The organism is Kribbella pratensis (genome assembly GCF_004366075.1).
Lineage (GTDB): Bacteria > Actinomycetota > Actinomycetes > Propionibacteriales > Kribbellaceae > Kribbella > Kribbella pratensis.
Genome location: NZ_SODU01000003.1, coordinates 36,334 through 49,262, shown reverse-complemented (window position 1 = coordinate 49,262; position 12,929 = coordinate 36,334). Strand labels below are relative to the sequence as shown.

Here is a 12,929-nt window from a genome sequence, read left to right as displayed (position 1 = left end):
AAACTATTCGTCGCGTGGTGACGATTTCTTTCCGGAAAGGTCAGCCGACCGGGGAGCTGAGCGCGTCCATCGGCTTGGAGCGCATGGCGATACGGCCGGTGACCGCGGTGGTCGGCAGGACCAGGAGCAGGACGACGGCCACCCAGATCAGCAGGATCCAGACCGGTCCGGACGGGATCGGCCAGCCGCGGGTCGCCAGCGCGATCGGGAACACGGTGAACGCTGCTGTGACCAGCCCGGCGACCAGTCCGAGCGCCGCGATGAGCAGGCCCTCCAGACGAAGCATCCGGGAGACTTCGCGACGTGTAGACCCGGTCAGCCGCTGCAGCCCGAACTCGCGCCGGCGGTCCAGCACCGCGACAGCGATCGTGTTGATCGACGCGATGGCCGTGTACGCGACTGCGATGGCGGCGAGCAGATAGGCGATCCACGCGTCCACGCCGAGCCCGGTGTCCAATCCTTCGCCGAGCAGTTCGCGTTCACCGATCGTCGTACCCGGCCACTTCGACAAATCCGGGTGCACCTTGTTGCTGGTCTTCAGCAGGAGCTGGCTGGGCAGGCCGCTGGTCGTGTGGGCGGCGAGCAGTTGCGCGGGCAGCAGGAGAGACTCGTAGCCGGACGGTCCCTCGGTCAGGGCGACCACCTTCACCTTGACCAGCGCGTTGTCGCCGAGACGCAGGCCGATCTGCGAGCCGACGCCGACCTTGAGCTTCTTCGCAGTACCCGGCGGGAGCGCGACGGTGTCACCGGTCAAGTCGTCCAGCGAACCCTGCTTCACCTTGCCCGTGTAGACCGGACCGCTCAGGCCGAGCAGAGGCCAGGCGTCGCTGGTGTGCGACTTGTCGTACGGCTCCTCGATCCAGCCCTTGCTGCGGACCACCTCCGACACCGCGGTCACGCCCGGCATCGTCCGGACCGAGTCCGTCAGCGACGCCGGGATGCCGCCCGAGGTGGACGTGATGACCACATTGCCGGCCAGGTTCTTCGTGAACGCGTGGACTGCCGCCTTCTGCTGCGTGCTCTGCGAGTAGATGTTGCCCATGGCAATCGCCGTGGCGATGGTGATCGGGACCAGGATCGCGCCGAACTGCACCGCGCGGACCCGTAGGTTGATCACCGCGAGCGTGCCGCTGGTCCCGCGCTTCTCGACCAGCCGCGTGATGCGGGGGAGGAGCGCCCGCTGGATCACCAGCGGCGCGAGGACCGCGACCGCGATCGACCCGGTCAGGCCGGCCGGTCCACCGATCGCCGCAGCGTTGGCCGGACCCATGAACGGTGTCGACAAGGCGATCGCCGCCGTCGCACCGGCGAAGACGAGACCGATGACGATCCGCACCCGGCTCAGCGCCACGTTCGGTACGGCGGCCTCGGCCAGCGCCTGGATCGGGCGGATCCGGGCGGCCCGTCCGGCGGCGAACCCGACGGTCACCCGCAGTACGGCGAACGCGAGGACGGCCGCGCCGGCGAACGGCAGCGCGCCCTGGTCGAACCGCAGCTGTGACGGCACGATGCCGCCGTCGGCGAGCCTTCCGAAGATCCAGGTACCGGCGATCCGGCCGCACAGCAGCCCGAGCACGAGCCCGATCACCCCGACCACCATCGTCTCGGCGATCACCATCCTGCCGACCTGACGTGGGGTCGCACCGCTGGCTCGGAGCAGCGCGAGTTCGCGGCGGCGCTGGCGCACCGACAGTCCGATCGTGGCCGAGACCACGAGCGCCATCACCACGGCCACCATCCCACCGAAGACGCCGGACATGATGATCAGCGGCAGACCGGTCGCGATCCCGGAGAACTCCGCGACACCGCGCTCGTCCCCCGTGTAGGCCTTCACACCGGCCGGCAGGTCGAGCCGCTTCGCGAGCTCCCGAACCGACGTACCGTCCGCGGGGAACACCCCGATCGCATCCAGACCGTCCGGGACGTCCGCGTCGGCGAAGAAGACCGGCGGTACGTCGACCTGCTGCTGGGCGACCGCGATACCGGCGAGGGTGAACCTGCGCGGCTCGCCGCCGATGGTGACCCTCACGGTGTCGCCCGGTTTCGCGCCGTCCGCCAGCCGCTGGTCGAGCACGACCTGCCCCGCCCGGGGTGCCCGGCCGGCGGTCAACGTGTAGGGAGTCAGCGCCGCAGACGTCCAGCCGTGACCCGCAAGCGCCGTACCAGACGGTTCGAGCGACGTGATGACGGCGGGGAAGGAGCGGTCGGAGATTGCTTTGGCGACGCCGGGCGTGGTGGTGAGCTTGGTGAGCAGGGCCGGGTCGAGCCGATGGCGTTCCGGGAAGGCGGCGGAGCCGCTGCCGTTCGGTGGGTGGTACGCCGGGTCACCGGTGACCACGATCGGGGCCGCGGACAGTCGTTGGGGTGGGGCGTTCAGGCGCAGCCCGGTCTCGAGCAGACCGCCGGCGGCGCTGAGCAGCGCCCCGCCGAGCAGGACCGCGACGAAGATGGCGAGGAAGGCAGCGGTCCGGTACCGCAGGGTGGTGACGGCGAGGCGGAACATGGGTCAGCTCTCCGTGGGTGAGAGGCGGCCGGCGCTCAGCTGGGCGAGCTCAGCGGCGACGGCCTCGGCGGTGGGGTGGACGGCCCCTCGGCGCAACTCGGACACGATCCGGCCGTCGACGAGGAAGACGACACGGTCGGCGTACGACGCCGCAACCGGGTCGTGGGTGACCATCACGATCGTTTGACCGAGCCGGCGGGACTGGTCGCGGAGCAGTGTGAGGACCTCGAGCGCGGTGGTGGTGTCCAACGCGCCGGTCGGCTCGTCGGCGAACGTGATCGCGGTCCGGCCGGCGAGGGCCCGGGCGATCGCCACCCGCTGCTGCTGACCGCCGGACAGTTCGCTCGGCCGGTGCTTGACGCGCTCGCCGAGACCGACCGCCCGGATGACCTCGGTCACCCAGGCGTCGTCCGGCTGCTTGCCGGCCAGCGTCATCGGGAGTACGACGTTCTGCCGCACCGTCAGCGCCGGCATCAGGTTGAAGGACTGGAAGACGAAGGCGACGTGCTCGCGGCGCAGCTCGGTCAGCGAGGTCTCGTCGAGGCCACGCAGTGACCGGCCCGCCAGGTGGACGTCACCGGTCGTCGGGGTGTCGAGGCCGGCCGCGCAGTGCAGCAGCGTGCTCTTGCCGGAGCCGGACGGGCCCATCACGGCGGTGAAGGTGCCGGCGGCGAACTCGTAGGTCACACCGGCCAGCGCGTCGACCGCGCCGGGCCCGGTGCCGTAGACCTTACGCACGTCGGTCAGCTGTACGGGCGCGTTCCCTGTGTTGTTCACGGCGCGACCAGTACGTCGGACTTGCGGTGGTAGGACTCGTTGGTCCACCACAGGATCGCCACGATCGCGCCGAGGCCGAGGTCCGACCAGAGCCACCACGGGCCGTCGAAATGACCGAAGACCGCCAGCGTCAGCCAGACCACGAACTGGACCACGCAGGCGACCAGCCAGACGCCGGTGAAGGCCTGGAGCGCCACGGTCAGCCCGCGGGGCGGCGCCGCGTTCGCGACACCCGACAGGATGCTGCGCAGTTCGCCGCGGGTCCGGGCCGCGAGGACCTGGTCCTGGCGGTCGCTTGCCTGCGACGGGGTCAGCGCGGCCTGTCGTACGGCGCTGTCGAGCTTGCTGATCGCGGCTCGGCGATCGGTGTCGGTGAGCTGGACCTGGTCCGGCGTCAACAGGGGTTCGAGGATCGTGTTCATGAGCTGTTCCCTTCGGCTGGTTCCTGAGGTGAGGTTCCGATGTGAAACAGCGTATGGGTTGAACAGTTTCGGATCGCGGTGCTCAGGACCCGTTTTCGAGGTGGACCTAGCTCCACTGTTCGCCGGCGTACGGCGTGCGTCAGGATGGAGGTATGACCGAGGATCGCGCGGACCTGCCGCCGGGGCTCGCCCTCTCGTGGGGCGTGCAGCCGGTGCAGCGGCGCGGCCCGAAGCCGGCGTTGTCGGTCGAGCAGATCGTGGCCACCGGCATCGAGTTCGGCGACCGGTACGGGTTCGAGGCGGTCTCGCTGCAGCGGATCGCGGCACAGCTCGGCGTCAGCACGAACGCGATGTACCGCTACGTCCGGTCCAAGGAAGAGCTGATCGTCCTGGTTCACGACACGGCGGTCGGGCTGCCGCCGGAGCTGCCGTCCGGCTGGCGTGCGGCGGCGATCGCGTGGGTGGATGCGCAGGTCGAGTTGTACGAGGACCGCCCGTGGCTGCTCGACGTACCGATCCGTGGCGCGCCCGTCACTCCGAACCTACTGCGCTGGGTCGAGGTGATGCTGGCGGCGCTAGCGGAAACCGGGCTCAGTCAGCACGACAACCTCGGGTGCCTGATGCTCCTGGACGGGTACGCGCGGAACTACGCCGGCCTGGCGCGTCAGCTCGGGGCGAGCGACCGCACGCCGGTGCAGGCGGAGCAGGTCGGACAGTTCCTCGTCCCGCGGCTGATGGAGGGCGGGTATCCGACGCTGGTGTCGCTCTACCTCAACCAGGAATACGAGGACGAGCTCGACGACGACCTCGAGTTCGGCCTCGCCCGCATCCTCGACGGCATCGAAGTCCTGATCACGCGGAAAAGCTAGGGCAGGGCGATGCGGACGGGTCCGTTCGCGCGGGCCTCGACCCAGTGCAGGTGGAATTCGCTGCCGGGGGCAACTTCCGCGCGACGATCCGGCTCGGTGCGGAGGTTGATCGGCGCGGTCAGCGTGGTGGCGGCTGCTTGCTGTTGTACACCGTTCGCTTGCACCTCGGCGATCACGTCCGCGAGTGCCTGCGCGGCCGGTTTACGTTGGTGGTCGACGGTGAACAGGCCGAGGTCGTACTCGCGGTCCGGGAAGTCGAGCAGGCGCCGGTCGATGTCGTGCGACGACCACCAGGTCACGCCGTACAGGGACTGGTTCGTGAGCACCGTCTCGACAGTACGGCGGGTGAACTCGGCCTGGAGGTCGACGGGGATGTCGGGTCCCGGTACGCCGATCTCCTGCAGCCACACCGGCCGCCCGGGATCGATTGCGGTGGCCCGGGCGAGCTCGACCAGGTAGTCGGCGTGGGTGAGGGTGGCCGGACCCAGGGGACCGTCCACTCGTGAGACCCCGTTGAAAACCCACGAGTGGACAGTGGTCAGGTCACCCAGGTCCACCGCGTCGACGGGGTGGAACGGATGGTCGCCCTTGTACCAGGCGTCGTCGAAGACCGAGTGCAGGGCGAGTACGTCGGGTGCCGCCTTCTTCAGCGTCGTCAGCAGGTCCTGTGCCCACGCGGTCGACGTCTCGGGCGTGGTGGTGCTGTCCGGCCAGAGGTTGTTGACCTCGTTGCCGAGCGTGATCGCGAAGACGTTCGGCTTCGTCGCGACCGCGCGGGCCACGGCATCGACGTACGCCGTGAGACCGTCGCGGACCGTGCTGTCCTCGAACAGGCTGCTCTTGTGCCAGGTCAGCACCCACGACGGGAGGAAGTCGAAGCTGGACAGGTGCCCCTGGATCAGGTCGACCGCGACGGTCAGGCCGTGCTCCGCGGCGGCGTCGATCGTGTCGAGCAGGTCGGCGATCGCCTGCTCGCGGATGGTCGCCCGGTTCGGCTGGATCCACGGCCAGACCGGGAACACCCGGACGTGATCCAGACCCATCCCGGCCAGGTCCGCGAAGTCCCGGCGTACCGCGTCGCCGTCGTAGTCCAGCCAGCTGTAGAACCATCCCGCCGAGGGAACGTAGTTCGCACCGAACCGGGGCGTGACGGACACCGAAGCCATGCCGAGGATGCTAAATCGGTTTAGGCCACAAGAGCAACTGCGGTCCAGATCAGCTCGGAGGCGCAGTCGACTCGCGGACCGTGAGGACCGGGTCGGGGGTGCGGCGGTTCACGACGGTGGTCGGGTCGGCGATGGTTTCGAGGAGGACCTCGGCGGCCTGGCGGCCGAAGTCGAACGTGTCGCGGGACAGGGCCGTCAGCGCGGGGTGCATGAGCTGGGTCAGGATCGAGTCGTCGAACGCGACGATCGACAGGTCGCCGGGCACCGAGACGCCCATCTCCATCGCGACGCCGAGGCCGGCGACCGCCATCACGTCGCTGTCGTAGACGATCGCGGTCGGGCGATCGGACTGGGACAGCAGCTTGCGGGTGATCGCTGCGCCCTCCGAGTCGCTGAAGTCCGTGGTCAGCGACGGGGCGTCGAGCAGTCCGAGCCGGGGTGCGGCGTCGCGGACGGCCCGGATCCGGCGCTGCGTGTGCTGGAAGTTCGGCGTACCGGCGACGTGGGCGATCCGGCGGTGGCCGAGGGCGGCTAGGTACTCGACGATCGACAGCATCGCGTCGCGGTCGTCGGCCCAGACCGAGGCCAGTGCACCCTTGCCGCCGCGGCCGCCGATCACCACGGCCGGCAGTTCGAGCGACCTGAGCTCGTCGACCCGCGGGTCCTTCACGGTCAGGTCGACCAGGATCACGCCGTCGACCCGGTGCTCCGACGTCCAGCGCCGGTACACCTCGATCTCGGCCGCCGTGTCCTCGACGATCAGCAACTGCAGCGAGATCGACTCCGCCGACAGCCCCGACTGCACGCCGGACAGCAGGTGCGCGAAGAACGGCTCGACCCCGAGCGTCCTGGCCGGCCGTGCGATCACCATGCCGACCGAGTCGACCCGGGACGCCCCGAGCGCGCGCGCCGCACTGTGCGGTCGCCAGCTCATCTGCTCGGCGATCTTCAGGATCCGCTCCCGGGTCGCGTCGCTGACCCCCGGCCGCCCGTTCAGCGCGAACGACACCGCACCCTTGGACACCCCGGCCCTGGTCGCGATGTCCGCGATCGTCGGTCTAGCCATCGTCGTACCTCCTGCCCTTGACAGCGGATTCTACGATGTGGATAGTTCGGGAGCTATACCGGTTTATCAATCCAGGAGATCCCATGCGTAGACGCCGTTCGGCGCTCGTGGCAAGTCTTGCCGCCGCCGCCCTCACCCTCGCAGGTTGCGGCCTCGGTTCCGAGGACTCGGGCAGCAGCGGCGGCGCCAAGCCGACCGTCGACGCGGGAGCCCAGGTGACCGGTGAGGTCAGCTTCCAGACCTGGGCGCTGAAGCCCAAGTTCACGTCGTACGTCGAAGGCGTCATCAAGGCGTTCGAGGCGAAGTACCCGGGCACGCACGTCACCTGGCTCGACCAGCCCGGCGACGGCTACGACAAGAAGGTGCTGAGCCAGGCCTCGGCCGGCCAGCTTCCGGACGTCACGAACCTGCCGCCCGACTTCGCCCTCAGCCTGGCCAAGCAGAACATGCTGCTCGACGTCGCCGCCGCGGACCCGAAGCTGAACGAGGAGTACGTCGAGGGCGGCGTGCAGGCGTACCAGTACCAGGGGATGGACGGCACGTTCGGCTACCCGTGGTACCTGAACACCGACATCGACTACTGGAACGCGACCAAGTTCGCCGCGGCCGGCCTGGACGTGAAGAACCCGCCGAAGACCTTCGACGAGCTGCTCGCCGCCGCGAAGACGATGCACGACAAGACCGGCGGCAAGGAATACCTGATGAGCCGGCTGCCGGGCATCGGCGACTTCACCAACGCCGGGATCAAGATCCTCTCCGACGACGGCAAGAAGTTCACCTTCAACACCACCGAGGCCGCCGCGCTGCTGGACAAGTACCGCGACGCCTACAAGGCGGGCTACATGCCGCGCGACATCCTGACCAACGAGTACCTGGGCAACTCCAAGCTCTTCACCCAGGGCAAGGTCGCCTGGACCACCGGCGGCGGCAACGCGATCCAGGACTTCGTGAAGGACAACCCGTCGCTGAAGGGCAAGGTCGTCCCGTCGCCGGCGCTGGACACCCCGCCGCTGTACGTGCAGGGGCTGTCGGTCTCGGCCAAGTCCAAGAACCAGGCCGCGGCGATCGCGCTCGCCCGCTTTGTCACCAACGCCGAGAACCAGGCCGCGTTCGCGAAGATCGTGAACATCTTCCCGTCCACCAAGGCCTCCGCCTCCGACCCGTACTTCTCCAAGTCCGACGGCACGCCGGAGAGTGACGCGAAGGTGCTCGCGTTCCAGTCGCTGGCCAAGGCCAAGGTGCTGCAGCCGCCGGTGATCAGCGGCGCGACCAACGACTTCATCGGGCAGCAGATCTCGCTGGCGATCTCCGGCAAGATCTCGTCCCAGGCAGCTCTCGACGCCGCGGTGGCCAAGGCCAACCAGCTACTCACTCAGTGATGCGTTACAACCGTTGGTTCACCCCGTGGGTGCTGGTGATCCCAGCACTCGCGTGGTTGCTGGTGTTCAACCTCTGGCCGTCGATCAACACCGTCATCCTGTCGTTCACGAACGCCAAGCCGATCGGCGGCGGCCACTTCGTCGGGCTGAAGAACTTCGAGACCCTGCTGCACGACGAGCAGTTGCGGTGGGCGCTGCTGAACAGCGTCATCTACATGGTGGTCTGCCTGCCGTTCCTGACCGTCCTGCCGTTGCTGCTCGCCGTACTGGTGGAGAAGAAGCTGCCCGGGATCACGTTCTTCCGGACCGCGTTCTACACCCCGGTGGTGGCGTCCGCGGTCGTGGTCGCGCTGATCTGGCAGTGGATCCTGGACGACCGCGGCCTGGTCAACGGTCTGGCCGAGAAGCTCGGAGTCATCTCCGGTCCGCTGCCGTTCCTGTCCGACCAGTGGTTGTTGTTGCTCAGCGCAATCAGTCTGACGATCTGGAAGGGGCTCGGGTACTACATGATCATCTACCTGGCCGCCCTCGGGAACGTCGGGCGTGAACTGCACGAGGCGGCCGCGGTCGACGGCGCGGGCCCGCTGCGGCGGTTCGTGCACGTGACCATCCCCGGCGTACGGGGGACGATGATCCTGATCTCGATCCTGATCTCCGTGTCGGCGCTGCGGGTGTTCTCCGAGCTGTTCATCCTCAGCGGCGGCAAGGGCGGTCCGGGTGGCCGGGACAACTCGGTCGTGATGCTGATCCAGCAGTACAGCCAGGGCTTCGAGGGCAACCTCGGGTACGCCTCCGCGTTGTCGATCGTGCTGTTCTTCGTCACCGTCGTACCGATGCTGGTGCTGGCCCGTCTCAACCGCCGGGGAGCAGAAGCATGAGTGTTGTCACTGATCCGGCGCGGCCTGTCGTCGCGACTGAGGCGCCGAAGTCCGTGCGGCGGCGGCGTTCGTCCGGGTTCAACTCGGTGTCGCCGCGGGAGAAGGTCGCGCGGTACGTGTTGCTGGTGTTCGTCCTGCTGATCACGATCGGGCCGTTCCTCTGGCAGCTGTCGACGTCGCTGAAGGGCTCCGGGGAGGACATCTACACCCGGATCCCGCGGCTGCTGCCGGCGCAGCCGACGTTCGACCACTACAAGGAGGTCACCGACACCATCCCGGTCTGGGACTACGCGCGGAACTCGCTCGTGGTTGCGTTCCTGGTTGTCGGCGGCAACGTGATCGGCGCCTCGCTGGCCGGGTTCGCCTTGTCCCGGTTGCAGTTCCGCGGCCGCAAGATCGTCCTCGGGCTGTTCCTGGCGACCCTCGTGCTGCCGGGTGAGGTCACGATCATTTCGCAGTACGTGACGGTCCGCGAGTTCGGGCTGGCGAACACGCTCTTCGGCGTCGCACTGCCCGGGATGATCGGTGCGCTGAACGTCTTGCTGATGTACAACGCGTTCCGGTCGCTGCCGGTCGAAGTCGACCAGGCTGCGGTCGTGGACGGCGCGAACGCGTGGCAACGGTTCCTGTACATCGGCCTGCCGTCGGTGCGCGGGACGATCAGCGTGGTCGCGATCTTCGCGTTCATCGGCGCCTGGGACGACTTCCTCTGGCCGCTGATCGTGCTGACCGATCCGAACAAGTACACGCTGACCGTCGGTCTGCAGTACCTGTCCGGCACGTTCAGCAACAACCCGCGGCTGATCGCGGCGGGCACGATGATCGCCTTCATCCCGATCGTGATCGTCTTCGCCACCTTGCAACGCTTCTTCTTCAAGGGCGTCGAGGAAGGCGCCGTCAAGGGATAGCGCAACCGGCTCCGACCTGGTGCAGGTCGGAGCCGGCTGTTTCGCGTGGACTACCGCACGAGCACGATCGAGTTGATCGGCGTGTAGTCGTGCGGCAGGTACTCGCCGGTGGCGCGGTAAACCGGGCCGCAGCCGGTGCCGTTGTAGCCCAGATCGAGCCCTTTCGGCCAGGCCCGAAACGGGTTGTCAGCGCATCCGGGTCTCGGCGAGGTCCAGCCAGTGAGTCGTGGCGGACGGGGTGTGGTGGCGGATGGACCAGTCGACCTGGCGCAAGGACATGTGGGCCCAGTAGAGGCGCAGTACGGCGGGATTGAGCGTGTTCTCGAGGAGTTCGTCGTACCAGGTCAGGTCCGCGTCGGGAAGACGGACGTGGGCGTCGAACCGCAGGGTGACCAGCGCGAACAGGCGGTCGCCGCGGCCGATGCCGTCCCAGTCGACGATCCCGGTGATCTGTCCGGCCTCGGTCAGAACGTTCCCGGTGTGGAAGTCGAGGTGCACCAGGTCGTCGCCGGTCATGTCGCTCGGCTCGTCCCGGCCGACCTCGTGGATCCGGTCCAGGAGCCTCCGCGTGCGGTCGTCGTACCGCTGGAGGGACTCGTGCAGACAGAAGCCGGGCCCGCTCTCGAGCAGGTACATCGATGGGACCGGCAGGTCGGGGGCCAGCCCGGTGAAGTGGTCGGTCAGGGCGATCATCGACTCCAGCAACGCGCGGTCGACGGTCTCCGGTGGTCGTCCTGGCAGGCGCTCCTGCACCACGCCGACGCCGTCCGGCAGGTCCGCCAGCAGTTGGTACTGCGGGACAGGCAGCCCGCCCCGCCGCGCTGCCTCGAGAACTTCCGCCGTACGCCGAAGCTCGGCCAGGGAACCGAATCCGCGCGTCAGTACGCCGTCCCGCCCATCGGGCCAGCGCACGAACGCGGCACCGACCTCGCCACCGCCCGCCGGCCCGACGAACTCCAGCCCCGCGCCGCTCGCCTGATTGACCTCCCGCAGCAACTGCTGCGCATCGAGCTTCGCCACCGGGGCCGGCATGCCGTCATGAGTCACAGCGCCTCACCGTAGTTGACCTGGAGTGCACTCCAGGTCGCAGGATGGACCGCATGACTACGTACGCACCGGCCGAGGCCTCCGAGCGCACCGGTCTGAGTTTGGACACCCTGCGCTACTACGAACGTCTCGGACTGTTCGGTCCGGTACGTCGAACTTCCGCGGGGCGCCGCGTCTACAGCGACCACGACGTGGCCTGGGTCGGGCTCCTGGTGTGCCTGCGGAACGCCGGACTGGGGATCAGCGACCTGCAGCGGTTGATGGGCCGGCTGCGGGACCGCTCGGGCGGCCCGACCGGTGTGGTCGAGCTGCTCGAGGAGCACCGGTCCCGCCTCCACGGTGAGATCGCGAAGATGAACGTCGCCCTCGACGTACTCGACGACAAGATCGCTCATTACCGTGGCGCGGCAGATCAGTCGAAGAAGTAGGGGTAGGGGACCGACTCCGGCCGGCTGGCGACGTCGAGTCGTTCCTGGTGCTCCGGCGCGAGCGAGAACTCCGCGGCGCCGAGGAGATCGTCGAGGTACTCCGGCGTCCGGGGACCGATGATCGGCGCGGTCACGCCGGGACGCTGCATCAGCCAGCGGACAGCGACCTGGGGGAGTGTGCGACCGGTCTCGGCCGCGACCGCCGTCAGTTCGTCGATCACGTGCCACGTGTGCTCATTGGCATAGCGGTCCCACGAGTGGGTGCCAGGCGTGGAGACCTTGCTGTCCTCTGGCGGCGCGGTCATGCCGCGCCGGAACGCGCCGGACAGCCAGCCTGAGCGCAGTGGCGACCAGGTGATGACGCCGAGGCCCTCGTTCTTGCACACCGGCAGCAGCTCCCACTCGGGCGAGCGGTCCAGCAAGGTGTAGAGCGGCTGGAGGCTGGAGAGCGGCTCCCAGCCGTTCTGTGCACACAGGTCCACCGCCTTCTGCAGCTGCCAGCCACGGAAGTTGCTGACTCCGATGTAGCGGACCTTGCCGGCCCGCACGAGGCCGTCCAGCGTCGACAGCGACTCGGCGAGCGGCACGCTGTCGTCCCAGAGATGGAGCTGGTAGAGATCGACATAGTCGGTGCGGAGGCGCCGCAGGCTCGCGTCGATCGCGTCGAGGATGTGCTTGCGAGACAGTCCTTGGTCCGTAGGCCGCGGCCCGACCCGTCCCCAGACCTTGGTGGCGATGACGTAGTCGGATCGTTGCTGCGTCTTCAGCCAGCGTCCGAGCACTTCCTCGGACGCGCCGGCGCCGTACACGTCGGCAGTGTCGATGAACGTCCCGCCGACGTCGGTGAACTTCTGCAGGATCTTCCGGCTGTCCTGCTCGTCCGTCCGGTCGCCGAACATCATCGCGCCCAGGCAGAGCTCGCTGACCTTCAGACCTGTCGTTCCGAGATTCTTGTAGTCCATCTCCCCGACGCTAGGAGCTGGACCGCGCTCCAGCTCAAGACCCCGCTGCCTCAAGACCTCTGCGTCGCCGTGGGGTACACCGCGCCGGTGTACTTTTCGCCCGGGCCCTGGCCGGCCTCGTCCTGGATGGTGCTGGCTTCGCGGAACGCGAGTTGGAGGGAGCGGAGGCCGTCCTTCAACGGCGCCGCGTGGTGGTGGCCGAGCGCGGGAGCGGCGGCGTCCAGGAGGCCGGCCAGCGAGTCGATCAGCGAGCGGGCCTCGTCGAGGTCCTTGTGGTCCGGCAGGTCCGCGGCGAGGCCGAGGTTGACGGCGGCGGCGCTCATCAGGTGCAGTGCGGCGGTGGAGATGATCTCCACGGCGGGGACCTCGGCGATGTCGCGGGACGCGGTCGAGAGGGGGTCGGGCTGTGAGGTGGCATCTGCGTCGGTCATGCTGCTACTCTTGCATGGCGACCGACCCGGTCCATTGGTGACCCCTGAGCGGAATAGTTCAGGACCGCCCGTGGTTCGAGTCTAAGCGGAGGG

At 68.4% G+C, this 12,929-nt stretch carries 13 protein-coding genes; 5 read left to right on the top strand and 8 right to left on the bottom strand.

Annotated elements, in window-relative coordinates; genetic code table 11:
* Positions 1-40 precede the first annotated feature (40 nt).
* The 3 genes from EV137_RS24215 to EV137_RS24205 are packed head-to-tail and all read right to left on the bottom strand — an operon-like array spanning position 41 to position 3,702.
* Entirely contained in the window at positions 41-2,503 is a 2,463-nt protein-coding gene (locus tag EV137_RS24215; protein WP_134130931.1) for an ABC transporter permease, read from the bottom strand.
* A 3-nt stretch (positions 2,504-2,506) separates the two neighbouring features.
* A complete protein-coding gene (locus EV137_RS24210) occupies positions 2,507-3,280 on the bottom strand; it encodes an ABC transporter ATP-binding protein (RefSeq protein WP_134130930.1) in 774 nt (257 codons plus the stop codon).
* On the bottom strand, positions 3,277-3,702 hold the full coding sequence (locus EV137_RS24205; protein WP_134130929.1) for a DUF1707 SHOCT-like domain-containing protein: 426 nt from the start codon (positions 3,700-3,702) through the stop codon (positions 3,277-3,279). Before EV137_RS24205 ends, EV137_RS24210 begins: the two co-directional genes overlap by 4 nt.
* A 152-nt stretch (positions 3,703-3,854) precedes the next feature.
* On the opposite strand from EV137_RS24205, the gene EV137_RS24200 reads away from it, so the two are divergent.
* Positions 3,855-4,571: a TetR/AcrR family transcriptional regulator gene (locus EV137_RS24200; RefSeq protein WP_134130928.1), complete on the top strand. Its 717-nt coding sequence runs from the start codon at positions 3,855-3,857 to the stop codon at positions 4,569-4,571.
* On the opposite strand, the gene EV137_RS24195 is transcribed toward EV137_RS24200, so the two are convergent.
* A complete protein-coding gene (locus EV137_RS24195) occupies positions 4,568-5,737 on the bottom strand; it encodes a glycoside hydrolase 5 family protein (protein ID WP_134130927.1) in 1,170 nt (389 codons plus the stop codon). The two genes, EV137_RS24200 and EV137_RS24195, sit on opposite strands and share 4 nt — an antisense overlap.
* Before the next feature lie 49 nt (positions 5,738-5,786).
* Positions 5,787-6,803 carry a LacI family DNA-binding transcriptional regulator gene (locus EV137_RS24190; RefSeq protein WP_134130926.1) on the bottom strand — a complete coding sequence of 339 codons (1,017 nt, stop codon included), beginning with the start codon at positions 6,801-6,803 and terminating at the stop codon, positions 5,787-5,789.
* 83 nt (positions 6,804-6,886) lie between these two features.
* Here EV137_RS24190 and EV137_RS24185 point away from each other — a divergent pair, with 83 nt between their 5' ends.
* From EV137_RS24185 to EV137_RS24175, 3 genes are read left to right on the top strand one after another with little or no spacing between them, the layout of a single operon-like run.
* The gene (locus tag EV137_RS24185; RefSeq protein ID WP_134130925.1) at positions 6,887-8,182 is read left to right on the top strand and encodes an ABC transporter substrate-binding protein; all 1,296 of its coding nucleotides are present in this window, start codon (positions 6,887-6,889) and stop codon (positions 8,180-8,182) included.
* Entirely contained in the window at positions 8,182-9,060 is an 879-nt protein-coding gene (locus tag EV137_RS24180) for a carbohydrate ABC transporter permease (RefSeq protein ID WP_133785361.1), read from the top strand. Before EV137_RS24185 ends, EV137_RS24180 begins: the two co-directional genes overlap by 1 nt.
* The gene (locus tag EV137_RS24175; RefSeq protein WP_134130924.1) at positions 9,057-9,968 is read left to right on the top strand and encodes a carbohydrate ABC transporter permease; all 912 of its coding nucleotides are present in this window, start codon (positions 9,057-9,059) and stop codon (positions 9,966-9,968) included. Before EV137_RS24180 ends, EV137_RS24175 begins: the two co-directional genes overlap by 4 nt.
* Positions 9,969-10,154: 186 nt before the next feature.
* On the opposite strand, the gene EV137_RS24170 is transcribed toward EV137_RS24175, so the two are convergent.
* Positions 10,155-11,015 (bottom strand): phosphotransferase, encoded by an 861-nt coding sequence (locus EV137_RS24170; protein WP_238175528.1) that lies wholly within the window; start codon positions 11,013-11,015, stop codon positions 10,155-10,157.
* 53 nt (positions 11,016-11,068) lie between these two features.
* Here EV137_RS24170 and EV137_RS24165 point away from each other — a divergent pair, with 53 nt between their 5' ends.
* Positions 11,069-11,443, top strand: a complete 375-nt coding sequence (locus EV137_RS24165) for a MerR family transcriptional regulator (protein ID WP_134007477.1) — start codon at positions 11,069-11,071, stop codon at positions 11,441-11,443.
* On the opposite strand, the gene EV137_RS24160 is transcribed toward EV137_RS24165, so the two are convergent.
* A complete protein-coding gene (locus EV137_RS24160; RefSeq protein ID WP_134130923.1) occupies positions 11,428-12,405 on the bottom strand; it encodes an aldo/keto reductase in 978 nt (325 codons plus the stop codon). The genes EV137_RS24165 and EV137_RS24160 overlap by 16 nt on opposite strands.
* Positions 12,406-12,455: 50 nt before the next feature.
* Complete coding sequence (locus EV137_RS24155) at positions 12,456-12,836, bottom strand: DUF1844 domain-containing protein (protein ID WP_134130922.1); 381 nt, start codon at positions 12,834-12,836, stop codon at positions 12,456-12,458.
* Positions 12,837-12,929 lie beyond the last annotated feature (93 nt).